This is a genomic window from Streptomyces sp. SAI-135 (assembly GCF_029893805.1).
GTDB lineage: Bacteria > Actinomycetota > Actinomycetes > Streptomycetales > Streptomycetaceae > Streptomyces.
Window position 1 is genome coordinate 4313392 of record NZ_JARXYP010000002.1, and the last position, 22155, is coordinate 4335546.

At 71.4% G+C, this 22155-nt stretch carries 21 protein-coding genes and 1 tRNA gene; 10 read left to right on the plus strand and 12 right to left on the minus strand.

Annotated elements, in window-relative coordinates:
* Positions 1-590 precede the first annotated feature (590 nt).
* Positions 591-1280, minus strand: coding sequence for a pentapeptide repeat-containing protein (locus M2163_RS23855; RefSeq protein ID WP_280894968.1), 690 nt, complete (start codon positions 1278-1280; stop codon positions 591-593).
* A gap of 137 nt (positions 1281-1417) precedes the next feature.
* Here M2163_RS23855 and M2163_RS23860 point away from each other — a divergent pair, with 137 nt between their 5' ends.
* From M2163_RS23860 to M2163_RS23870, 3 genes are read left to right on the plus strand one after another with little or no spacing between them, the layout of a single operon-like run.
* Positions 1418-2578, plus strand: coding sequence for an FAD-dependent oxidoreductase (locus M2163_RS23860; RefSeq protein ID WP_280894969.1), 1161 nt, complete (start codon positions 1418-1420; stop codon positions 2576-2578).
* A gap of 43 nt (positions 2579-2621) precedes the next feature.
* Positions 2622-3602 (plus strand): zinc-binding dehydrogenase, encoded by a 981-nt coding sequence (locus M2163_RS23865; RefSeq protein ID WP_280850786.1) that lies wholly within the window; start codon positions 2622-2624, stop codon positions 3600-3602.
* A 44-nt stretch (positions 3603-3646) separates the two neighbouring features.
* Complete coding sequence (locus M2163_RS23870; protein ID WP_280894970.1) at positions 3647-5128, plus strand: MFS transporter; 1482 nt, start codon at positions 3647-3649, stop codon at positions 5126-5128.
* A gap of 86 nt (positions 5129-5214) precedes the next feature.
* Here the strand turns inward: M2163_RS23870 and M2163_RS23875 are convergent, their stop codons facing one another.
* Positions 5215-6612, minus strand: a complete 1398-nt coding sequence (locus M2163_RS23875; RefSeq protein ID WP_280850784.1) for an FAD-dependent oxidoreductase — start codon at positions 6610-6612, stop codon at positions 5215-5217.
* A gap of 11 nt (positions 6613-6623) precedes the next feature.
* Positions 6624-7277 carry a rhomboid-like protein gene (locus M2163_RS23880; RefSeq protein ID WP_280850783.1) on the minus strand — a complete coding sequence of 218 codons (654 nt, stop codon included), beginning with the start codon at positions 7275-7277 and terminating at the stop codon, positions 6624-6626.
* Between the two features lie 34 nt (positions 7278-7311).
* On the opposite strand from M2163_RS23880, the gene M2163_RS23885 reads away from it, so the two are divergent.
* From M2163_RS23885 to vanR-Sc, 3 genes are all read left to right on the plus strand, one after another.
* On the plus strand, positions 7312-8211 hold the full coding sequence (locus tag M2163_RS23885) for an aminoglycoside phosphotransferase family protein (RefSeq protein WP_280850782.1): 900 nt from the start codon (positions 7312-7314) through the stop codon (positions 8209-8211).
* Positions 8208-8684, plus strand: a complete 477-nt coding sequence (locus M2163_RS23890; protein WP_280850781.1) for a GNAT family N-acetyltransferase — start codon at positions 8208-8210, stop codon at positions 8682-8684. The genes M2163_RS23885 and M2163_RS23890 overlap by 4 nt, the downstream gene beginning before the upstream one ends.
* A gap of 72 nt (positions 8685-8756) precedes the next feature.
* The gene (vanR-Sc, locus tag M2163_RS23895) at positions 8757-9455 is read left to right on the plus strand and encodes a VanSc-type vancomycin resistance response regulator transcription factor VanR (RefSeq protein WP_280850780.1); all 699 of its coding nucleotides are present in this window, start codon (positions 8757-8759) and stop codon (positions 9453-9455) included.
* 137 nt (positions 9456-9592) lie between these two features.
* Here vanR-Sc and M2163_RS23900 read toward each other — a convergent pair.
* Positions 9593-9666 (minus strand) — tRNA-Thr (locus M2163_RS23900).
* 216 nt (positions 9667-9882) lie between these two features.
* Between M2163_RS23900 and ugpC the strand changes: the two genes are divergently transcribed.
* From ugpC to M2163_RS23915, 3 genes are all read left to right on the plus strand, one after another.
* The gene (gene ugpC / locus M2163_RS23905) at positions 9883-11019 is read left to right on the plus strand and encodes a sn-glycerol-3-phosphate ABC transporter ATP-binding protein UgpC (RefSeq protein ID WP_280850779.1); all 1137 of its coding nucleotides are present in this window, start codon (positions 9883-9885) and stop codon (positions 11017-11019) included.
* Positions 11020-11246: 227 nt separating this feature from the next.
* On the plus strand, positions 11247-11705 hold the full coding sequence (locus tag M2163_RS23910) for a hypothetical protein (protein ID WP_280850778.1): 459 nt from the start codon (positions 11247-11249) through the stop codon (positions 11703-11705).
* A gap of 59 nt (positions 11706-11764) precedes the next feature.
* Positions 11765-12496 (plus strand): nucleotidyltransferase family protein, encoded by a 732-nt coding sequence (locus M2163_RS23915; RefSeq protein WP_280850777.1) that lies wholly within the window; start codon positions 11765-11767, stop codon positions 12494-12496.
* 105 nt (positions 12497-12601) lie between these two features.
* On the opposite strand, the gene M2163_RS23920 is transcribed toward M2163_RS23915, so the two are convergent.
* The 6 genes from M2163_RS23920 to M2163_RS23945 form a co-directional block, all read right to left on the minus strand.
* Positions 12602-14215: a DoxX family protein gene (locus M2163_RS23920; protein WP_280850776.1), complete on the minus strand. Its 1614-nt coding sequence runs from the start codon at positions 14213-14215 to the stop codon at positions 12602-12604.
* 118 nt (positions 14216-14333) lie between these two features.
* Positions 14334-15275 carry a 23S rRNA (guanosine(2251)-2'-O)-methyltransferase RlmB gene (gene rlmB / locus M2163_RS23925; protein WP_280894971.1) on the minus strand — a complete coding sequence of 314 codons (942 nt, stop codon included), beginning with the start codon at positions 15273-15275 and terminating at the stop codon, positions 14334-14336.
* A 108-nt stretch (positions 15276-15383) separates the two neighbouring features.
* The gene (gene cysS / locus M2163_RS23930) at positions 15384-16781 is read right to left on the minus strand and encodes a cysteine--tRNA ligase (protein ID WP_280850774.1); all 1398 of its coding nucleotides are present in this window, start codon (positions 16779-16781) and stop codon (positions 15384-15386) included.
* A gap of 53 nt (positions 16782-16834) precedes the next feature.
* Entirely contained in the window at positions 16835-17335 is a 501-nt protein-coding gene (gene ispF, locus M2163_RS23935) for a 2-C-methyl-D-erythritol 2,4-cyclodiphosphate synthase (RefSeq protein ID WP_280850773.1), read from the minus strand.
* On the minus strand, positions 17325-18089 hold the full coding sequence (ispD, locus tag M2163_RS23940; RefSeq protein WP_280894972.1) for a 2-C-methyl-D-erythritol 4-phosphate cytidylyltransferase: 765 nt from the start codon (positions 18087-18089) through the stop codon (positions 17325-17327). The genes ispF and ispD overlap by 11 nt, the downstream gene beginning before the upstream one ends.
* Positions 18090-18413: 324 nt before the next feature.
* Positions 18414-18896 carry a CarD family transcriptional regulator gene (locus M2163_RS23945; protein WP_003953493.1) on the minus strand — a complete coding sequence of 161 codons (483 nt, stop codon included), beginning with the start codon at positions 18894-18896 and terminating at the stop codon, positions 18414-18416.
* Between the two features lie 589 nt (positions 18897-19485).
* Here M2163_RS23945 and M2163_RS23950 point away from each other — a divergent pair.
* On the plus strand, positions 19486-20148 hold the full coding sequence (locus tag M2163_RS23950; protein WP_280850771.1) for a copper chaperone PCu(A)C: 663 nt from the start codon (positions 19486-19488) through the stop codon (positions 20146-20148).
* Positions 20149-20220: 72 nt separating this feature from the next.
* Here the strand turns inward: M2163_RS23950 and M2163_RS23955 are convergent, their stop codons facing one another.
* Together M2163_RS23955 and M2163_RS23960 are read right to left on the minus strand one after the other, a co-directional pair.
* Positions 20221-20901, minus strand: coding sequence for a response regulator transcription factor (locus tag M2163_RS23955; protein ID WP_007382946.1), 681 nt, complete (start codon positions 20899-20901; stop codon positions 20221-20223).
* The gene (locus tag M2163_RS23960) at positions 20898-22154 is read right to left on the minus strand and encodes an ATP-binding protein (RefSeq protein WP_280850770.1); all 1257 of its coding nucleotides are present in this window, start codon (positions 22152-22154) and stop codon (positions 20898-20900) included. The genes M2163_RS23955 and M2163_RS23960 overlap by 4 nt, the downstream gene beginning before the upstream one ends.
* Position 22155 lies beyond the last annotated feature (1 nt).

Genomic DNA, 22155 nt, shown 5'->3' on the forward strand with positions numbered 1-22155 from the left:
AGGCCAGCCCCTCAGCCCACGACCCCCACCAGGCCATCTGCCACCAGGCCGCCACCTGCCAGACGGGCCCCCGCCAGCCGCCACCCCCGTCGGCCCTCCCCCGCCCGGCCGGCCGCCGTCAGACCCCACCCGACAGGCCGCCCGTCGTCAAGCCTCCGCCTACCAGGCCAGCCCCTCAGCCCACGACCCCCACCAGGCCATCTGCCACCAGGCCGCCACCTGCCAGACGGGCCCCCGCCAGCCGCCACCCCCGTCGGCCCTCCCCCGCCCGGCCGGCCGCCGTCAGACCCCACCCGACAGGCCGCCCGTCGTCAAGCCTCCGCCTGCCAGGCCAGCCCGTCAGCCCACGACCCCCACCAGGCCGTCTGCCACCAGGCCGCCACCTGCCAGACGGGCCCCCGCCAGCCGCCACCCCCGTCGGCCCTCCCCCGCCCGGCCGGCCACCGTCAGACCCCACCCGACAGGCCGCCCGTCGTCAAGCCTCCGCCTGCCAGGCCAGCCCGTCAGCCCTCGACCCCCGCCAGGCCGTCTGCCGTCAACCTCCACCCGCCAGGCCGCCCCCGCCAAGCCGCCGATCCGGTCAGCCCCCCTCAGCCCTCCACCCGGATCCCCACCTCCGCCGCCAGCACCGGTGCCAGGTCCAGGAGTTGTGACGGGCTGATCACCGCCCCAGCGAGGCGGTCGACGCCCCGGGCGATCTCCAGGGACGCGGCGCCGCGCAGGTCGACGTCCTTGAGGGTGGCCGCCGTGAGGTCCACGCCCTTCAGGGCGCAGTCCACGAACTCCACGCGCTCCAGGCGGGCGCCCCCGAAGTCCGGTTCCACCAGGACGCAGCTCTCGAAGACCACGTCCTTCAGGACGGCCGTGCGCAGGTTCAGGTAGTCGATCTTGCCGCCCCGGACCACGACCCGCTCCAGCGCGGCGCCGTGCAACTGCACTCCGCCGAGACGGGCGTCCACCAGCTCGACGTCCCGCAGGGTCGACTCCGCGAGGTCGGTGCCGACGCCCCGTATGCCGGTGAGGACCGAGTCGAGGAAGCGGGCGTGGTGGAGCCGGGTCTCGTCCAGCGCACAGCCTCTCAGCGCGCAGTCCATGAAACGGGCCCCCGCCCCGTCCTGCCCGGCGAAGTCCGCCTCCAGGAACTCCAGCCCGTCGTAATCCCCGTCCGGCTCCAGTCCCCCGCCGCCGTACGGCTCCAGCGGCGGCAGCCGCAGCTCGGGCCGCCGCGCCCCCTTCACCCTGCCCGTCACCCTGCCCGCACCCGTCCCTCGGCTCACCATGGCCCCATCCTGCACCCCGCCACTGACATCCCCCCTGACCTGCGCGAACAGCCCCCATGTCACATTCCGGCGCCCTCGATCAGTCATACCGACGACGACATGAAGACGAGACCCCGAGCCGAGGGAGAACCCCAGCCATGCACCGCATCACCGTCATCGGCGGCGGCCTCGCCGGACTGACCGCGGCGATCACCGCCGCCGAGGCGGGCGCCAAGGTCACCGTGTACGAGGCCCATCACACGCTCGGCGGCCGGGCCAGGACCGCCGAGGGGCCGTACCGCACCAACGACGGCCCGCACGCCCTCTACAACGGCGGCCCGCACTGGTCCTGGCTGCGGCAGCGCGACCTCATCGGACCGCTCGCCCCGCTGCCGCCCCTGGAGGCGGCCCGACTGCGCCTGCGGCACAAGGGCGCACTGCGCCGCACCCCGCCCTTCGCGATGCTCAAGCTGCTGCGCCGCAGCGCCCAGCAGGCCCCCGTCGACGTGGACTTCATGTCCTGGGCCACCGCGCAGGCCGGCGAGGAAGGCGCCCGCGCCGCCGCCCACTACTCCGCCGTCGCCCTCTTCCACCACGACCCCGGCGCCCTGTCCGCCGCGTTCGTGCAGGAACGCCTCCGACGTGCCACCAAGCTGCCGCCCGAGGCGCACTACCCGCGCGGCGGCTGGGCCGCGGTCGTCGACCGGATGGCCGCCCGCGCCTGGAACCTCGGTGTCCGGATGGAGACCCTGTCCCGTGTCGACACCCTGCCCACCGACACGCCCGTCGTCGTCGCCACCTCCCTCGACGCGGCCCGCCGGCTCCTCGGCGACGACTCGCTGACCTGGCCGAGCGGCCGCACGACACTGATCGACCTCGCCCTGCGCACCCGGCGCGGCGACGCCTTCGCCGTCTCCGACCTCGACTCCCCCGGCTGGATCGAACGGTTCACCGCCCAGGACCGCACCCTGGCCCCCGCGGGCGAACAACTCCTCCAGGGGCAGATCCCGATCGCGCCCCACGAGTCAAGGGCCGACGGGGTGCGCCGCGCCGAACAACTCCTCGACCTCGCCTTCGACGGCTGGCGCGAGCGCGTCACCTGGCGGCGCGAGTCCGTCGCGAACGGCCGTACCGGGGCCGTCGACCTGCCCGGCACCAGCTGGCGCGACCGGCCCGCCGTCGACCGGGGCGACGACGTCTACCTCGCGGGCGACCAGGTCGCGGCGCCCGGAGTCCTCTCGGAGGTCTCCTTCAACAGCGCGCTCACCGCCGTGTCGCTGGCACTCGGCCGGAACACCCTTGACCTCAAGCATGCTTGAGGTCGGAGGGTGGGGCGCACACCTACACGGGAGGGTTCCATCCATGCACGCCATCCGCCTGCACGCCTTCGGCCCCGCCGAGAACCTCACCTACGAGCAGACCGAGGACCCGGTGCCGGCCCCCGGCCAGGTCCGTATCGCCGTAGGGGCGGCCGGGGTCCACCTCCTGGACACCGCCCTGCGCGAGGGACAGCAGGGACCGGCACCCCGGCCGACCGTGCTTCCCACCATTCCCGGCCGTGAGGTCGCCGGCACGGTCGAGTCCCTCGGCGAGGGCGTCGCCGGCCTGTGGCTCGGCAAGCGCGTGGTCGCCCACCTCGGCTTCGCGCCCGGCGGCTACGCCGAACTCGCCGTCACCGATGTCGACCGCGTCCACGAGATCCCCGGCAACCTCGACTTCGCCCAGGCGGTCGCCATGATCGGCACAGGCCGTACGGCGATGGGGATCGTCCAGTTCGCCGAGCTCGGCCCGGACTCCGTGGTCGTGATCCCGGCGGCGGCCGGAGGCATCGGCACCCTGCTCGTGCAGTACGCGAAGAACGCCGGGGCGACCGTCGTCGGACTGGCGGGCGGCCCGGCGAAATCCGCCCTCGTCCAGGCCAACGGCGCCGACCTCGCCGTCGACTACACGGACTCCGCCTGGCCCGGCAAGGTCCGCGCCTTCCTCGGCGGCCGGCCCGCCACCGTCGTCTTCGACGGGGTGGGCGGGGAGATCGCCCGCGAGAGCGTCGGCCTGCTGGGCGAGAACGGCCGGCACATCGTCTTCGGCTGGTCCGGCGAAGGTGTCCGCGACGGCCGGCCCTACCTCGTCGAGGGTGTCTCCGAACAGGTCCTCGGGCCCGTGATGGCCCAGAAGGCGGGCGGCCCCCACCCCATCCGCACCCTCGAACTGCGTGCCCTGACCGAAGCGGCCGCGGGCCGTCTCACCCCCGCCGTACAACGCTTCCCCCTCGCCGAGGCAGCCCGCGCACACCGCGCGCTGGAGACCCGCGGCACGACCGGAAAGGTGGTCCTGGAGCCATGACACGCCCAGATGCGACCCGTACCGATGCATGGTCTTCTGACCCCATGAGTGTCACCCGGACAGGTGAAGATCCACGCCGCTGGTGGGGCCTGGTGGTCATCGCCCTCGCCCAGCTCATGGTCGTCCTCGACGCGACCATCGTGAACATCGCGCTGCCCTCCGCACAGCAGGACCTCGGCATGTCCGACGGCAACCGGCAATGGGTGATCACCGCCTACACGCTGGCCTTCGGCGGGCTGCTCCTGCTCGGCGGCCGGATCGCCGACCTGGTGGGCCGCAAACGCACCTTCGTGATCGGACTGGTCGGCTTCGCGGCCGCCTCGGCGCTCGGCGGCGCGGCAACCGGCTCCGGCATGCTCTTCGCCGCCCGCGCCCTCCAGGGCGTCTTCGCGGCCGTGCTCGCGCCCTCCGCGCTGTCCCTGCTGACCACGACCTTCACCGACCCCAAGGAGCGCGGGAAGGCCTTCGGGATCTACGGCGCGCTCGCGGGCTCCGGTTCGGCGATCGGGTTCATCGTCGGCGGGCTGCTCACCGAGTACCTGAACTGGCGCTGGTGCCTGTACGTCAACGTGCCCATCGCGGTGATAGCCGTCTTCGGCGCCCTCGCCCTGCTGCACGACCGTCCCGGCCACGCGGGCGCCCGCCTCGACGTGCCCGGTGTCCTGCTCGGCTGCGGCGGCCTGGTCGCGATCGTCTACGGCTTCAGCGAGGCCCAGCCCCGGGGCTGGAGCGACCCCCTGGTGGTGGCGCTGATCGCGGGAGGCGTCGTCCTGCTCGCGGGCTTCGTGTGGTGGCAGTCCCGGGCGCCGCACCCCCTGCTCCCGCTGCACATCGTCAAGGACCGCAACCGGGCCGGCTGCTTCCTCACCATGGGGCTCGCCGTCATCGGCATGTTCGGCCTGTTCCTGTTCATGACCTACTACCTCCAGGTGGTGCTGGCCTACTCCCCCGTACGGACCGGCCTCGCCTTCCTGCCGATGACCGCCGCGATCATCGTCGGCTCGACCCAGATCTCGGCCCGCCTGATGAACCATGTCGCACCGCGCATGCTCATGGTCCCCGGCATGGTCCTCGCCGCGGGCGGCATGCTGGTCCTGACCCGGATGACCGTGGACAGCTCCTACACCACAGAGATCCTGCCCGCCCTGCTGCTGATGGGCCTGGGCATGGGCCTGACCTTCATGCCGGTGTTCTCCACGGCCACCGCGGGCGTCGCCCCGCAGGACTCCGGGGTGACCTCGGCGACCGTGAACACCTCGCAGCAGGTGGGCGGTTCGATCGGCACGGCCCTGCTCAACACGATCGCCACCACCAGCAGCACCGCCTACATCAGCGCCCACCTGACCGACCCGTCGAAGAAGGCGCTGATCGTCAAGGAGGGCGTCGTGCACGGCTACACCGTCGCCATCTGGTGGGCCGCCGGCATCATGCTCCTGGCCGGCCTGATCGCGGGCCTGATGGTGACGGCGAAGCCCCCGAAGCAGGGGGCTCCCGCACAGGCGCCGGTGCCGGAATCGGTGGCGTGAACGGCGTGACGGCGTGACGGCGTGAGCGGTGCCGGGCCGGTGATCCGGTGAGCGCCGTCCGGCCTGGTGCCGGGCCGGCGCTCCGGTCAGTGCCGGCCGGCGATCCGGTCCGCCCACTGCGCCAGCCGGGACGACTCGGCGCTGTGGCTGCCGTGCTCGCGCCGGTCCGCCGTGCGGTAGGTGGCGTACATGCCCTGCACGCCGAGCCAGCGCAGCGGTTCCGGCTCCCACTTGCGCACCCGGTGCCCCACCCACGGCAGTTCCGTCAGCCCGGTGCGGCCGCCCTGGCCGGAGTCCTGCTGGACCAGGTCCCGCAGGGTGCGGGCGGCCAGGTTGGCGGTGGCGACGCCCGAACCGACGTAACCCCCCGCCCAGCCGAGGCCCGTCGAACGGTCCAGGGTCACCGTCGCGCACCAGTCGCGGGGCACGCCCAGCACCCCCGACCAGGCGTGCTCGACGCGCGTCCCGGCCAGCATCGGGAAGAAGCCCACCAGGACCTCCCGCAGCGCCTCGACCGTCTGCGCCTGCGTCCGGCCGTCGTTGTCGGTGCGCGATCCGAAGCGGTACGGCACCCCCCGCCCGCCCAGCGCGATCCGCCCGTCGGCGGTGCGCTGCGCGTACATGTAGGCGTGCGCCATGTCCCCCAGCGTCTGACACCCCTCCCAGCCGATCGCCGCCCACTGCTCGTCGGTCAGCGGCTCGGTGGCGATCATCGAGGAGTTCATCGGCAGCCAGGTCCGCTTCTGGCCCTTCAGCGCGGCGGTGAAGCCCTCGGTGCAGCGCAGCACATAGGGCGCGCGGACGGTGCCGTACGGCGTGACCGCGTGCTTGGGCCGGATCTCCGTCACCGGTGTCTGCTCGTGGACGACCACGCCCAGCGCCTCCACGGCCGCCGCGAGCCCCTTCACCAGCTTCACCGGGTGCACCCGCGCCCCGTGCGGTGTCCACGAGGACCCGACCGCGTCCGCGACCCGGATCCGCTCCGCCGTCTCCCGGGCGCCGTACAGCTCACGGTCCTTCTCGCCGTACGACAGCTCGTGCTCGTGGAAGGCCCTCAGACGCGCCAACTGCGCGGGCGTACGGGCGACTTCGAGGACACCCCCCTGGTGGAGACCGGCGTCGAAGCCCTCCTCGGCGACCACCCGGACGACCTCGTCGACGGTGTCGTTCATGGCCTTCTGGAGCCGTACGGCGGCCTCGTGGCCGTGCAGCCTCGCGTACCGGTCGCGGCCCGCGATGCCGTTGTAGAGCCAGCCGCCGTTGCGCCCGGAGGCGCCGTAGCCGCAGAACTTCTGCTCCAGGACGGTGATCCGCAGGAAGGGCACGGCCTTCTTCAGGTAGTACGCCGTCCATAGCCCGGTGTACCCGCCGCCGACGATCACGACGTCCGCCGACGCGTCACCGCCGAGCGGCTCACGCGCCGCGGGGTAGCCGTCGTCCGCGTACCAGAAGGAGATGCCGCCGTTGACGACGCTGCTGCTCATGACCTGGGACGTTAACCCGTCGGCAGTTCCGCTGTCTCCTTCGGATTCCGTGCTTTTTCCCGCCCCCGGACCAGTGGCCGGCACCCGAAACCGATCAGGACCGAGGCGAAGTGCCCGAGGTCGGTGAAGGTCCGTCCGGTCACCAGGGGCACCGCGTACACGACGAGGACCGCGAACCCGTAGACGTACCGCCAGGGCCGCGGGATCCGGTACACGAGCACGGCGATCACCCCGGCCAGCGCGTAACTCACCCCGATGTCCAGCGTGTTGACCGCGGACGCGGGCGCCATCGCGTGCCGTATCCCCCACAGCAGCGCCCCTTCGCCGATCAGCGTGGCCAGGACGTGCGCCGCCGCGCACACCGCCAGCCAGCGCGCGGTGCCCAGCCAGCGCTCGGCCGGCGCGTGGAAGAGGGAGTAGAGGACGACGTACGGCAGCCAGTGCCCGCTGTCGATCCACATCGCGCTGGAGACCAGCACCCGCACCGGATCGCTCGACAGCTCACGGATGTTGGTCGAGCGCTGCCGCAGGAACTCCTCCTCGAACTCCGGCGACATGTGGTGCAACGCCACCGTCGTCACGAAAAGGACCGCCAGCCACACATAGGTGCCGGGGGCGCTGCGGATGTACGCCCACACCCTGTGGAGGCCCCGGTTGATTCGCATGAGTCGATTCACGCACGCCGGTAGGGTCCAGGACGTGATCGACATCCCGGAGGAACTGGCGGCGGCACAGGAGCTCTACAACGGCGACCGGGGCCGGGAGTTCATCGCCGGGCTGCCCGCTCTGGCCGAGGACTTCCTGGAGCGCTGGCAGCTCAGGCCGGACGGTTCCCCGATGCACGGGGTCACCGCCCTGGTCCTGCCGGTCGTCCGCCGCGGCGACGGCACCCCGGCCGTCCTCAAGCTCCAGCTCCTCGACGAGGAGAGCGCCGGCGAACCCGTCGCCCTGCGCCGGTGGGACGGCGAGGGGGCGGTCCGCCTGCTCGACCACGACCCGGTCACCCACACCATGCTCCTGGAGCGGCTCGACTCCGCCCGCATGCTGTCCACCCTGCCCGGCACCCGGGACGCGGTCCTGGTCATCGCCGGTCTGCTGGCCCGGCTGACCGCGCATCCCGCCCCGCCCGGGATGCGCCGGCTCGGTGACATCGCGCAGGGCATGCTGGAGAGGACCCCGCACGTCCTCGATCACATCCCGGACCCGGAGATCCGCCGTACCGTCGCCGACTGCGCGGCCGCCGTGCGCGAGGTCGCCGACGAACCCGGCGACCGGCTCCTGCACTGGGACCTGCACGACGAGAACGTCCTCGCCGCGGGCCGCGCCCCCTGGCTCGCCATCGACCCCAAACCCCTGGCCGGCGACCCCGGCTTCGACCTCTGGCCCGCCCTCGACAACCGCTACGAACCCGACGAGGTCCTCTGGCGCTTCGACGCCATGACCGACGTCCTCGGCCTGGACCGCGCACGCGCGCGTGCCTGGACCCTGGGACGCCTCCTGCAGAACGCCCTCTGGGACATCGAGGACGGCCGCCCCCTGGAACCCCGACAGCTCGACATCGCCCACCGCCTGCGCACCCACCGGAGCCGACAGCCGTGATCCGCCCCGCCACCCCCGCCGACATCCCCGCCATCCACACCCTGATCCGCGACCTCGCCGCCTACGAGAAGGCCCTGCCGGAAGCGAAGGCGACCGAGGAGCAACTGCACGAGGCCCTCTTCGGCCCGCGCCCCGCCGCCTACGCCCACGTGGCGACCGACGCCACCGACGCGGTGGTCGGCTACGCCGTCTGGTTCCTCAACTTCTCCACCTGGCGGGGTGTGCACGGCATCTACCTGGAGGACCTCTACGTCCGCCCCACCGCCCGCGGCGGCGGCCACGGCAAGGCCCTGCTCACCGAACTCGCCCGCATCTGCGTCGAGCGCGGCTACCAGCGCCTCGAATGGTCCGTCCTGAACTGGAACACCCCCGCGATCGACTTCTACGAGTCCCTCGGCGCCCGCCCACAGGACGAGTGGACGGTCTACCGCCTCACCGACGAAGCCCTCACGAAGGCCTCCGGCACCGCGTGACCTCCCCCGCCGCCGTACCGGCTGCGGTTTTCGATACGACGGCGATATGTGTCCGCTCGTAGCATCGACGGCATGCGTGTGCTGATCGTCGAGGACGAGCTCTACCTGGCGGAAGCCATCCGCGACGGTCTCCGCCTGGAAGCGATCGCCTCCGACATCGCGGGCGACGGCGACACCGCCCTGGAACTGCTGAGCGTCAACACCTACGACATCGCCGTCCTGGACCGGGACATCCCCGGCCCGTCCGGCGACGAGATCGCCGAACGCATCATCGCCTCCGGCAGCGGCATGCCGATCCTGATGCTCACCGCGGCCGACCGCCTCGACGACAAGGCCACCGGGTTCGGGATCGGCGCCGACGACTACCTCACCAAACCCTTCGAACTCCAGGAGCTCGCCCTCCGGCTCCGGGCACTCGACCGCAGACGCGCCCACAGCAGACCGCCCGTGCGGGAGATCGCCGGTCTGCGCCTGGACCCGTTCCGCAGGGAGGTCTACCGGGACGGCCGCTACGTCGCCCTGACCAGGAAGCAGTTCGCCGTGCTCGAAGTCCTCGTCGGCGCCGAAGGCGGTGTCGTCAGCGCCGAAGCCCTCCTGGAACGCGCGTGGGACGAGAACGCCGACCCCTTCACCAACGCCGTACGCATCACCGTCTCGGCCCTGCGCAAGCGCCTGGGCGAACCCTGGATCATCGCCACCGTGCCGGGAGTCGGCTACCGCATCGACACCGAGCCGGGGCCGCCCGGGGACGGGGAAGCGGACCAGGGATGAGGAAGCGCACCACGGACAGGGCGCCGGGGTGTTCCTCCTGCGCAACGGACAGCTCGGATACAACGCATCGGGGGCGGTGCAGGCGACTCCACATGACAAAAGCCCAGGCCAGAGGTAACCCGGCCTGGGCTTCACAGAGCCCCCTGTCGGATTCGAACCGACGACCTACGCATTACAAGTGCGTTGCTCTGGCCATCTGAGCTAAGGAGGCGTGCACCGCCACCGCGGGGGTGCGCCCGAGCAGTGTACCCAGGTCGCCGTGGAGGCCTGTCGAAAATTTCCGCGAAGTTCACAGTCCGACAGGTACTGACATACGCGTGAACGCCAGGTACCGTCCTGAGCCAGTCCACCTGCGTGGACTGGACCACCACCTTCCTACAACGGATCGTCCGGCACGTTCCTGCCGGTAGAAGGGGGCCTCTGAGCCATGGCCACTGTTTCGTTCGACAAGGCGACCCGTATTTACCCGGGTTCCACGAAGCCCGCCGTCGACGGTCTCGACATCCACATCGAGGACGGCGAGTTCCTCGTCCTGGTCGGCCCGTCCGGCTGTGGCAAGTCGACCTCGCTCCGCATGCTGGCGGGGCTCGAGGACGTCAACGGCGGCGCCATCCGCATCGGCGACCGCGACGTCACGCACCTGCCGCCGAAGGACCGGGACATCGCCATGGTGTTCCAGAACTACGCCCTGTACCCGCACATGACGGTCGCCGACAACATGGGCTTCGCGCTCAAGATCGCCGGCATCAACAAGGCGGAGATCCGGCAGAAGGTCGAGGAGGCCGCGAAGATCCTCGACCTCACCGAGTACCTGGACCGCAAGCCGAAGGCCCTCTCGGGTGGTCAGCGCCAGCGTGTCGCGATGGGCCGCGCCATCGTGCGTGAGCCCCAGGTCTTCCTCATGGACGAGCCGCTGTCCAACCTGGACGCCAAGCTCCGTGTGTCGACCCGTACGCAGATCGCCTCGCTCCAGCGCCGTCTCGGCATCACCACCGTCTACGTCACCCACGACCAGGTCGAGGCCATGACGATGGGCGACCGTGTGGCCGTCCTCAAGGACGGCCTGCTCCAGCAGGTCGACTCCCCGCGCAACATGTACGACCGCCCGGCGAACCTCTTCGTCGCCGGCTTCATCGGCTCCCCGGCGATGAACCTCGTCGAGGTCCCGATCACCGACGGCGGTGTGAAGTTCGGCAACAGCGTGGTGCCCGTCAACCGCGAGGCCCTCAAGGCCGCCTCCGACAAGGGTGACACCACGGTCACCGTCGGCGTCCGCCCCGAGCACTTCGACATCGTCGAGCACAACGGCGCCGCCGCCTCCGCCCTCTCCAAGGACACCGAGGACGCCCCGGCCGGTCTCGCGGTCTCCGTGAACGTGGTCGAGGAGCTCGGCGCCGACGGTTACGTCTACGGCTCCGCCAAGGTCGGCGACGACCTGAAGGACCTGGTCGTCCGCGTCAGCGGCCGCGCCGTCCCGGAGAAGGGCGCCACGCTGCACGTCGTGCCGCGTCCGGGCGAGACCCACGTGTTCTCGACCTCCACGGGCGAGCGCCTCTCCGACTGAGTCCGGACGAGGGAACGAACAGCACAATTCACCCAGGTTGACGAGAAGGGCCCCGCAGAGCGTCTGCGGGGCCCTTCCCGCATCCGGAGGCCGGCGCCGAATACCCCGGCACACCGGTCATTTCGAGCAGTGTGCGTCAACGCCCTACCCAAAAAACGGCACTGTCTCATCCCCCGAACCGGTGACTAAATGTCGCCAAATCATTACCGCACGCTACCCTCACACGCGTGAAGCACTCCACTTACCAACAGACGCGACGCGGCCGGGGCCCCGCCCGCCGTATCGGCCGCTCCCTCGCCCTTGTCCTGCCCGTCGTCCTGGTGCTCTCCGGGACCCTCGCGGTCACCCGAGTCAACTGGTCGGGGGATCCCTCGAGCTCCTCGGTGCTCACCGCCTCGGACGCCACGGTCTCGGACAGCAAGCCGCGCAGCGCGCCCCTCGCCCCCCAGGACGCCCTGCGCGAGCAGCTGCTGACCGAGCTCCAGGAGGAGAACCCGGGCATCGCCCTCACCCACCTCCAGGAGGCCGTGAACGAGCGCCCCTCGCTCGCCGAGCACTGCGTCTCCATCGCGAAGGCCCTGGGCCGCGCCGCGGTCCGGGTGTACGGGCCCACGCGCGCGCAGTCGTACGCCCGCCCCGTCTGCGACACCTCCTTCGCGACGGGTGTGGCCGCGGCCCACGGCTGACCCCCGCGAGAGGGGAGCCGACCGAGGTCGGGGCAGGGGCGCGCCGTACAGTTTCGGGCATGACCGATCCGAACGCCGCGTCCCGTCCGACCCAGGCCGTGATCCTGGCCGGCGGCCAGGGCTCCAGGCTGCGCCCCTACACCGACGACCGGCCCAAGCCGATGGTCGAGATCCCCGGCACGGGGACTCCGATCATCGGCCATCAGCTTGTCTGGCTCGCCGAGGAAGGCGTGACGGACGTGGTGGTCAGCTGCGGGCATCTCGCCGAGGTGCTCCAGGACTGGCTGCGGACGGCCGATCTGCCGTTGCGGGTCACGACGGTCATCGAGACGGAGCCGCTCGGCCGGGGCGGCGGACTGAAGTACGCGGCGGCGCATCTGCCGCACCCGGACCAGGCGTGGTACGCGACGAACGGTGACATCTGGACCCGGTTCTCGCTGCGGGACATGGCGGACTTCCACACCGAGCGGGACGCGATCGCGACGCTCGCGCTGGCGCGGCCGCGGATTCCGTGGGGGGCGGTGCAGACCGACGGGTTCGGACACATCACGGACTTCATAGAGGCACCCCCGTCGACGTTCGAGATCAACGCCGGTGTCTACGTCTTCTCGCCCGCGTTCGCCGCGCTGCTGCCGGAGCGGGGGGACCACGAGCGGACCACGTTCCCCACGCTGGCGCGCGAGCTGCGGCTCGCCGGGTTCCCGATCCCGCAGGGGGCGTACTGGCGGGCCATCGACACCGCGAAGGACCTGACCGAGGCGGCGAAGGAACTGGCGGCACTCGGTCGGTAGCGGCCACGACGAGAAGGTCCCGCACCTCGACAGGTGCGGGACCTTTTTCGTGGGCCGGTGTCTCTCAGCCGGTGGGGTTGCCCAGTATGTCGCCCACCGGCCCGCCTACCCCAACAGGCCGCCCACCAGGCCCGGTTCGCCGGAGGAGGAGCCTCCGGTGCCGGAGCCGCCGGTCGAGCCGCCTGAGGTGCTGGTGCCCCCGGTGGGGCCCGAGGTGGTGCTGGGGGCCTGCTGGACCGGGGAGGACTGCTGGGGCGAGGTTTGGCCCGTGGTGCCCTGGGTCTGGCTGGGCGAGCCGCCGGTGCCCGTGCCGGTGTCGCGGGTGGCGCCGGGGGCCGCGGAGGGGGCGGCGGACGGGCCGCTGGTGGCGCCCTGGCTGGGCCGGGTGGACGCCGACGGGCTCTTCTTGCGGGCCTTGGCGGAGTCCTGCGGGAGCGGGGAGCCGGGCAGTTCGTTGCGCGGGGCCTCGCCGGGGCCGGGGACGATGACGCGGTCGGCGTCCCGGACGGCACCGCCGAGGACGGAGCCGATCAGGAGGGTGAGGCCGGTGACGATGGCCGTGATGAGGGCGCCGCGGCGCAGCACGAAGCGGCGCAGCTCCCAGATGTCGGAGCGGGGTCCGAGGCGCCGCCAGGCGCTGCCCGCGAGGCGGCCGTCGATGGAGTAGACGGGGGCGCCCGCGATGATCAGCGGGGACCAGGCGGCGAGGTAGATGATGTCGGGGGTGTCGTAGGCGGGGACGCTCTTCCAGCTGACGGTGACGAGGAGCGCGGCGGAGAGGCCGGCGCCGACGACCGCGGCGACCCGCTGCCAGCAGCCCAGGATCGTGAGGACGCCCACGATGACCTGGAAGAAGGCGATGACGAGGCCGGAGCCGACGGGGTGCTGGAGGGCGAACTGGCGCAGTGGTTCGGCCACTTCCCACGGGTGCAGGGTGTTGAGCCACTTGACCATGGAGCCGCGCTTGCCGCCGTCGAAGTAGACGGGGTCGCACAGCTTGCCCATGCCGGCGTAGATGGAGATGAAGCCGAGGAAGATGCGGAGCGGGAGGAGGACGACGCCGAGGTTCATCCGGCGGCCGGGGTAGTACGCGTGCCGTGCGGCCTCGTCGCCCTGTCGCCTGGTGGCGCGGTCGGCGCGGGCCTCGTCGAAGCCGTCGTCGAACTCCTCGCCTTCGTAAGGGGGTTCGTCGTACGCGCTGCCCACGGTGCGCATGTGGGGCAGGAGTCGGGTGCCGTCGCCGTCGGGTGTGCGCTGGGCGCCGACGACCGGGGTCTCCATGGTCTGGGCCAACTCGTCGTCGTAGTCGGCCTGGTAGCCGTGGTCGACGTCGATGCGGGGGATGACCTGGGTGGCTCCGGCGTCGGCGGCGGGCGCTTCGGCGTGGCCGACGCTGCCGCCCCGCACGGCCTGCAACAGGCGGTGGGCGCCGGTGTCGTCGGGGGCGGACCTGCCGCTCCACACGACGGGCCGACGGCGCCCCGCGGCGCCGACGGCCGGCATCCTGGCGGTGTCCTCGGCGGCGATCAAGTGCCGTGCGATCCGCGGGGATTGGGCGCGTCTCGTCGACGCGCCCAGCTGCACGCGGAAGCTCGCATGATTGACGATGATCTGCGCCGGATCGCTCGGCACCTTCACCATGCTCAGCGCGGGAGCGTCGTCGAATCCCGACGGGCCGTCCCCCGTGGGTGTGCGGGGTGTTCTGGTGTCCACACTCATCTAACCGAGTGACGTGTGGTTAGGACACTGCTTTGACTCGCCGGATCTGTCCGGACCCCGTCAAGCTTGCCCCGTACGCCAGGAATACCCCATGTGGGGGACCGCGCCGAACAGTCGTTCAGCCCCGCCGGCGAGCCGCCTCGTACAGCACGATCCCGGCCGCCACACCGGCGTTCAGCGACTCGGCGCCGCCCGGCATCGGGATCCGCACCCGGAAGTCACAGGTCTCGCCGACCAGGCGGGACAGGCCCTTGCCCTCGCTGCCGACGACGATGGCGACCGGACCGCCGAGCGCCTCCAGGTCACCGATCTCGTGCTCGCCGTCGGCGGCGAGGCCGACGACCACGATGCCCTGCTTCTTGTACGCCTCCAGGGCGCGCGTCAGGTTGGTGGCACGCGCGACAGGGGTGCGGGCGGCCGTACCGGCGGACGTCTTCCACGCGCCTGCGGTCATGCCGGCCGCGCGCCGCTCCGGTACGACGACGCCGTGACCGCCGAACGCGGAGACCGAGCGGACGACCGCGCCGAGGTTGCGCGGGTCGGTCACGCCGTCGAGGGCGACGATCAGCGGGTCCTCGCCGTCGTCGTAGGCCGCCGCGGCGAGGTCCTCGGGGTGGGCGTACTCGTACGGCGGGACCTGGAGGACCAGGCCCTGGTGGTTGAGCCCGTTGGTCATGCGGTCGAGCTCGGGGCGAGGGGCCTCCATGAGGTGGACGCCGCCGCGGTCGGCGACGAGCTGGAGCGCCTCACGGACCCGCTCGTCGTTGTCGATGAACTGCTGGACGTAGAGCGTCACCGCGGGCACGCCCTCGCGCAGCGCCTCGACGACGGGGTTGCGGCCCACGACCATCTCGGAGGTGCCCTTGCCGCCCCGGCCGCGCGGCGCGGGACGGCGCACGGTCTGCTTCGCCTTGGCGTTGGCGATCCGGTTCTTCTTGTGCCCCTTGCGCATCTCGGCGGGCGGGGTCGGACCCTTGCCCTCCAGGCCCTTGCGCCGCTGGCCGCCACTGCCGACCTGCGCGCCCTTCTTGCCGGACATGCGGCGGTTGTTGGCTGCCATGACCTACCTGTTCCACGTCGTTCTGCGTCGGTGCGATGTTCGTACGTCTATGCAGTGTGCCGCCCGGAGGGCCGGGCGGCACAATCGATCTTCGAGATCGGGAGGGGCTCAGCGCGGTCCGAGCGTCCAGCGCGGCCCCTGCGGGCCGTCCTCGATGCTCAGCCCGGACTGGCCGAGCTGGTCGCGGATGGCGTCCGCGGTGGCCCAGTCCTTGCGACCGCGGGCGGCCTCGCGCTGGTCGAGGACCAGGCGGACGAGGCTGTCGACCACGCCGTGCAGGTCCTCGCCCCGGTCGGACTCGCCGGCCCAGTGCGGGTCGAGCGGGTCCAGGCCGAGGACGCCGAGCATGGCGCGGACCTCGGCGAGGCGGGCGACGGCGGCTTCCTTGTCGTCGGCCGCGAGCGCGCTGTTGCCCTGCCGGACGGTGGTGTGCACGACGGCGAGCGCCTGCGGGACGCCCAGGTCGTCGTCCATGGCCTCGGCGAAGGCGGGCGGCACCTCGGCGGAGGGTTCGACGGGGCCGGCCTTTTCGACGACCCGCTGCACGAAGCCCTCGATCCGGGCGAACGCCGACTCGGCCTCGCGCAGGGCGTCCTGGCTGTACTCAATCATCGAGCGGTAGTGGGGCGTGCCCAGGTAGTACCTGAGCACGATCGGCCGCCACTCCTTGACCATCTCGGAGACGAGCACCGAGTTGCCCAGCGACTTGGACATCTTGTCGCCGGCCATGGTGACCCAGGCGTTGTGCACCCAGTACTGCGCGAAGTCGTCGCCGTAGGCCTTGGCCTGGGCGATCTCGTTCTCGTGGTGCGGGAAGATCAGGTCGAGGCCGCCGCCGTGGATGTCGAAGGCGGTGCCCAGGTACTTGTGGGCCATCGCCGAGCACTCCAGGTGCCAGCCGGGGCGGCCGGGACCCCACGGCGTCGACCAGGTGGGCTCGCCCGGCTTGGCGGACTTCCACATGGCGAAGTCACGCGGGTCGCGCTTGCCGGTCTCGCCCTCGCCGGACGGCTGGAGGAGGTTGTCCAGCTCCTGCCGCGACAGCTCCAGGTAGCCCGGGAAGGAGCGCACGTCGAAGTAGACGTTGCCGTCGGACTCGTAGGCGTGGCCGCGCTCGATGAGGCCCTGCATCATCTCGACCATCTCGGTCACGTGCCCGGTGGCACGCGGCTCGTAGGTGGGCGGGAGGCAGCCGAGGGCGGTGTAACCGTCGTTGAACGCGCGCTCGTTCTCGTACCCGATCGACCACCAGGGGCGGTTCTGCTCGGCCGCCTTGGCGATGATCTTGTCGTCGATGTCGGTGACGTTGCGGATGAAGGTGACGTCGTAGCCGCGGTACTCGAACCAGCGGCGCATGATGTCGAAGTTCAGGCCGGAGCGGATGTGCCCGATGTGCGGGGCCGCCTGCACGGTGGCGCCACACAGGTAGATCGAGACACAACCCGGCGTGAGCGGGGCGAAGTCACGGATCTGCCGGGCGCTGGTGTCGTACAGGCGAATGGTCACGGGTCCAGGGTAGTGGGCGATGTGTGGTGCCTTCGACGGGTTGTGGATAACAGTCAGCTCGCGGTCCTGACCACCAGCGCGGTCGCCACCGCCATCAGGCCCTCGTCCCGGCCGGGAAACCCGAGTCCGTCCGTCGTCGCCCCGGACACCGACACCGGCGCCCCGGCCGCCTCGGACAGGATCTTCTGTGCCTCGTCCCGCCGCTTCCCGATCTTCGGACGCGGTCCTACGACCTGTACGGCGATGTTGCCGATCCGGAAGCCCGCCTCCCGCACGATCCGGGCCGCCTCCGTCAACAGGGTGACGCCGGATGCACCCGACCACTCGGGGCGGCCGGTGCCGAAGTGCCGGCCCAGGTCGCCGAGGCCGGCCGCGGAGAAGAGGGCGTTGCAGGCGGCGTGGGCGACGACGTCCGCGTCGGAGTGGCCGGCCAGACCCGTGCCCTCGCCCTCCCACTTCAGGCCCGCGCACCACAGCTCGCGGCCCTCCTCGAAGGCGTGGATGTCGGTGCCGATGCCGACCTGCGGCAGGATCACGGGCTGCTCAGAAGCCATCGTTGAGCCTCCTGCGGGCCAGGACCGCCTCCGCGAGGACCAGGTCCAGCGGGCGGGTCACCTTGAAGGCCTCCTCGTGACCGGGCACGACCACGACCGTGAGCCCGAGCTGCTCGACCATGCTCGCGTCGTCGGTGACGTCCTCGGTGACGGTCTCGTGGGCGCGGATCAGCGTCGCCCGGTCGAAGCCCTGCGGGGTCTGCACGGCACGCAGGCGCGCGCGGACCGGGGTCGCCACCACCGGCTCGGGCACACCGGGGACGTTGGCCGGCTCGACCTCCTTCACGGTGTCCGCGAGGGGCAGCGCCGGGACGACGGCGGGCGCGCCCTCCCGTACGGCCTCGATGACCGCGTCGACGGTGTCGACCGGGACGAGCGGGCGGGCCGCGTCGTGGACCAGGACGATGTCGAAGTCGGAGGGCAGGGCGTCCAGGCCCAGCCGGACCGACTCCTGGCGGGAGTCGCCGCCGGGGACGACGAGGAAGTCCGTCCGCTCGGGCAGCGCGTGCGCGTCGAGGAGCTGCTTGACCTCGCCGGCACCGTCGGGCGGGGCCACGACGACGACCAGGGAGACGGCCCGGGACGCGGCCATCGCGCGGACGGCGTGGATCAGCATGGGGGTGCCGTTCAGCGCTCGGAGCGCTTTGGGGGCGCCCGGACCGAGGCGTACGCCCCTTCCGGCGGCCGGAATCACCACCGCGGTGCGGGCCTCCGCACGTGCTTCGGCGGGCGAAGGGCGCGAAACGTCAGACATCGGTTCCTGTCAGGTTTGTGTGCTCGGCCAACGTGGGTACGGAGACAGCGTGCCGGGCGCGACGCCTTGACCGGACCCTTCCGTGACACCGGTCGAGCCAGCTGCCCGGGCCCGGCACGCCAAGTATCGGGGGATCTTTCTCCGAGAGGAACAGGCGCACGGCACTTCGGGGCATCCGGCGCTTCCTTGGATTCGGGATCCGGAGACAGACATGCCGCAGCGCCCGGCGACAGCTTTCGCGTCATCGGGCACCGCGGCATTTCAGTGCGGCAAGGAAGATTCAGTGTGCTGAGCTGAGCGGGCAAGGTGCCTGCACAGGGACGCTCAGGACGCGAGAACCTCGTCGAGCAGCGCCTCGGCCTTGTCCTCGTTCGTGTTCTCCGCGAGGGCGAGCTCGCTCACCAGGATCTGCCGAGCCTTGGCGAGCATGCGCTTCTCACCTGCGGAGAGTCCGCGCTCGCGCTCACGACGCCACAGGTCACGCACGACTTCCGCGACCTTGATGACATCGCCGGAGGCGAGCTTCTCCAGGTTTGCCTTGTAACGACGGGACCAGTTAGTGGGCTCCTCGGCGTACGGCGCGCGCAGCACCTCGAAGACCCGGTCCAGCCCGTCCTGACCGACCACATCACGCACGCCGACGAACTCCGCATTGTCCGCTGGCACACGTACCGTCAGGTCACCCTGGGCGACCTTCAGCACCAAGTAGGTCTTGTCCACGCCTTTGATCTGGCGAGTTTCGATAGCCTCGATCAGCGCGGCCCCGTGATGGGGATAGACCACGGTGTCGCCAACCTTGAACGTCATGTGACAGGTACCCCTTCCGTGGCTATCCAGGGTAACACGGAAACTGCGGGTTCTGAATGGCGTTTTCGCAGGTCAGGGCATATCTCGGGGCTTGACAACAGCAACAGGAACGTGCTGCGGAGGCCGAGCGGAAGAGGGAATTCGCAGGTCGGAGCGGCTCTCCGGGCGAGGTGAAACGCGTACGTTACACGCATCCGGAGGCCCCTCCAGGCGGGCTAACGTCCCCAAATGTCCGGTTCCAAGTGTGCGACTTCCGCTACTCCGTTCGGTGTCCGGAGTCACTTCCCCGCCGAATCCGGAATTGATCACGCGCGACCGGCGGATCAGGCGGTGATCAATTCCGGGGGCGATCGCGCATTCCTTCACGGAAGTTTTGCCACTGGATGCGGAAGGCTCTTATGTGAATGCCGGACGAGCGCCGGAGTGCGGGATGCAAGTGACTGACGGGTCACTTGTGAACCAGGTGACACGCCTCTTGGGGAGGGTCGGGTGCGGCCCACCGGGAACGGCTCGGTAACCTAAGGCCGCTGACAGACACTTAGCGCGGCTTTACGGGCCGCCCCGCTCAAGTCAAGGAGTTGCCGCCGCCGTGAGCAGCAGCCTTCGACGCGGCGCCCTCGCCGCCGCCTCCCTCGCGTTCTCGGTCGCCGCGCTCTCCGCGTGCTCGGCCGGCAACAACGCCCAGACGCTGCAGGTCAAGCCGGACAACGCAGAGACCCAAGTGGGCGACATCAAGCTCCAGAACGTCGTGGTGATCACCCAGCCGACCCCCGAGGCCTCCGGCGAGACCACGGGTCCGGCCGCGATCTCCGCCACCGTCTTCAACTCCGGCGACAAGGCCCAGACGCTGGACTCGGTGAGCATCGATGGCGGGGGCAGCGCCGAGATCACGCCCGCCAAGGGCAAGGGCAAGGTGACCGTCCCGGCCCACGGCTCCGTCGTCCTCGGTGGCAAGGGCAACGCCTCCGCCGCGGTGAGCGAGCTCGGCGAGAGCGTCAAGAACGGCAACGCGCAGAAGGTCACCTTCACCTTCAGCACGACCGGTGACGTGAGCCTGCGGGCCTTCGTGGTCCCGGCCGACAGCTACTACGACAAGTGGGGCCCGAGCGCCGTCCCGTCGGCTCCGGCGGCCTCGCCGAAGCCGACCGGCTCCGCGACCCCGACCGGTTCGGCCACGCCGAGCGGCTCCGCGACCCCGACCGACGCGGCCTCCGCGAGCGCGACGGTCTCCGGGTCGCCCGCGAGCAGCTGAGCAGCTGTTGTACGACAGGAAGGGCGGGACCTCCTCGGAGGTCCCGCCCTTCCTGTCGTGGAGCGGTGTTGTCTACGGCTCGAACTTGTAGCCGAGGCCGCGGACCGTCACCAGGTACCTCGGGGCGCCCGGGTCCGGTTCGATCTTGGCGCGCAGGCGCTTGACGTGGACGTCGAGGGTCTTGGTGTCGCCCACGTAGTCGGCGCCCCAGACGCGGTCGATGAGCTGCATGCGGGTCAGGACGCGGCCGGCGTTGCGCAGCAGCATCTCCAGCAGGTCGAACTCCTTGAGGGGCAGGTCGACCTTGGAGCCGGAGACCGTGACCACGTGGCGGTCCACGTCCATGCGGACCGGACCGGCCTCCAGCGCGGCCGGGGTGACCTCCTCGGGCTCGCCGCGGCGGCGCAGGACGGCTCGGATGCGGGCGACCAGCTCGCGCGAGGAGAACGGCTTGGTGACATAGTCGTCGGCTCCTATCTCCAGGCCGACGACCTTGTCGATCTCGCTGTCCTTGGCGGTCACCATGATGACGGGGACGTTGGAGCGGCCGCGCAGCTGGCGGCACACCTCGGTGCCGGGCAGGCCCGGCAGCATCAGGTCGAGGAGGACGAGGTCGGCGCCGTTGCGCTCGAACTCGTCGAGTCCGTCGGGGCCCGTGGCCGCGATGGCGACCTCGAAGCCCTCCTTGCGGAGCATGTACGACAGGGCGTCGGAGAAGGACTCCTCGTCCTCGACGACGAGCACTCGGGTCACGGAAGGACCTCCGGGGCGGGAAGCGGGTCGTAAGAAGTCGACTCGGGGGTGGAATGCCCGTCCTCGTCGTCGAGGTCGGGGTGCTGGAGCGCGCGGTCGCGGGCCGCGCCCGCCTCCGGCAGCCTGAGGGTGAACGTGGAGCCCTGTCCCTCCGAGCTCCACACCGTGACCTCCCCGCCGTGCGAGGCGGCCACGTGCTTGACGATCGCCAGACCGAGGCCCGTACCGCCGGTCTGGCGGGAGCGGGCCGGGTCGACGCGGTAGAAGCGCTCGAAGATGCGCTCCTTGTCCTTGTCGGAGATGCCGATGCCCTGGTCGGTGACGGCGACCTCGATCAGGTCGCCGCCCGGCGCGGACACCCGGCGGGCGGCTATGCCGACGCGGGTGCGGGCGGGCGAGTAGTTGACGGCGTTCTCGACGAGGTTGCCGAGGGCGGCGGCGAGCTGGCCGCGGTTGCCCCACACCTTGAGCTCGGCCGCGCCGGCGGCGGCCATGGTGATCTGCTTGGTGCCCGCCTGGTGCCGGCACCGGTCGATGGCCTCGGCGACCAGCTCGTCCACGCGGACCGGCTCGGCGTCCTCCAGCGGGTCGTCGTTCTGCACCCGGGAGAGGTCGATGAGCTCCTGGACCAGGCTGGTCAGGCGGGTGGCCTCGATCTGCATGCGGCCGGCGAAGCGCTCCACCGCCTCCGGGTCCTCGGAGGCGTCCATGACGGCCTCGGAGAGGAGGGAGAGCGCGCCGACCGGGGTCTTGAGCTCGTGGCTGACGTTCGCGACGAAGTCGCGTCGTACCGCTTCGATGCGCCGGGCCTCGGTGAGGTCCTCCACGAGGAGCAGCACCAGCCGGGAGCCGAGGGGTGCGACCCGGGCGGAGACCGCGAGGGCCTCCCCGCGGCCGGTCCCCCGCCTGGGCAGGTCCAGCTCGACCTGGCGTATCTCGCCGTCCCTGCGGGTGTCCCGGGCCATCTGGAGCATGGGCTCCACGGAGAGCTTGCCGCCGCGGACCAGCCCGAGGGCGTACGCGGCGGAGCTGGCCTTGACGACCGCGTCGGCCTCGTCGAGGACGACGGCCGAGGAGCGGAGCACGGAGAGGACGGTGTCCACGCCCGGCGGAAGCACCGGGTCCGTGTGCAGGGAGGTGCGGGTGGGGCGTTTCTGCTCCCGCTCGCTCCAGCGGAACGCCAGCATCGCGATGACACCGGTGAGCACACCGGCGATCGCTGCCGCTGCGGCGACCGCCGCGTTCACGTCCATG

What these genes read in the sequence shown, in the direction of transcription:
- M2163_RS23855 (WP_280894968.1), bottom strand. Translation starts at nt 1,280, where the DNA reads ATGGTGAGCCGAGGGACGGGTGCGGGCAGGGTGACGGGCAGGGTGAAG.
- M2163_RS23860 (WP_280894969.1), top strand. Translation starts at nt 1,418, where the DNA reads ATGCACCGCATCACCGTCATCGGCGGCGGCCTCGCCGGACTGACCGCG.
- M2163_RS23865 (WP_280850786.1), top strand. Translation starts at nt 2,622, where the DNA reads ATGCACGCCATCCGCCTGCACGCCTTCGGCCCCGCCGAGAACCTCACC.
- M2163_RS23870 (WP_280894970.1), top strand. Translation starts at nt 3,647, where the DNA reads ATGAGTGTCACCCGGACAGGTGAAGATCCACGCCGCTGGTGGGGCCTG.
- M2163_RS23875 (WP_280850784.1), bottom strand. Translation starts at nt 6,612, where the DNA reads ATGAGCAGCAGCGTCGTCAACGGCGGCATCTCCTTCTGGTACGCGGAC.
- M2163_RS23880 (WP_280850783.1), bottom strand. Translation starts at nt 7,277, where the DNA reads ATGCGAATCAACCGGGGCCTCCACAGGGTGTGGGCGTACATCCGCAGC.
- vanR-Sc (WP_280850780.1), top strand. Translation starts at nt 8,757, where the DNA reads ATGCGTGTGCTGATCGTCGAGGACGAGCTCTACCTGGCGGAAGCCATC.
- ugpC (WP_280850779.1), top strand. Translation starts at nt 9,883, where the DNA reads ATGGCCACTGTTTCGTTCGACAAGGCGACCCGTATTTACCCGGGTTCC.
- M2163_RS23915 (WP_280850777.1), top strand. Translation starts at nt 11,765, where the DNA reads ATGACCGATCCGAACGCCGCGTCCCGTCCGACCCAGGCCGTGATCCTG.
- M2163_RS23920 (WP_280850776.1), bottom strand. Translation starts at nt 14,215, where the DNA reads ATGAGTGTGGACACCAGAACACCCCGCACACCCACGGGGGACGGCCCG.
- rlmB (WP_280894971.1), bottom strand. Translation starts at nt 15,275, where the DNA reads ATGGCAGCCAACAACCGCCGCATGTCCGGCAAGAAGGGCGCGCAGGTC.
- ispF (WP_280850773.1), bottom strand. Translation starts at nt 17,335, where the DNA reads ATGGCTTCTGAGCAGCCCGTGATCCTGCCGCAGGTCGGCATCGGCACC.
- ispD (WP_280894972.1), bottom strand. Translation starts at nt 18,089, where the DNA reads ATGTCTGACGTTTCGCGCCCTTCGCCCGCCGAAGCACGTGCGGAGGCC.
- M2163_RS23945 (WP_003953493.1), bottom strand. Translation starts at nt 18,896, where the DNA reads ATGACGTTCAAGGTTGGCGACACCGTGGTCTATCCCCATCACGGGGCC.
- M2163_RS23960 (WP_280850770.1), bottom strand. Translation starts at nt 22,154, where the DNA reads ATGGACGTGAACGCGGCGGTCGCCGCAGCGGCAGCGATCGCCGGTGTG.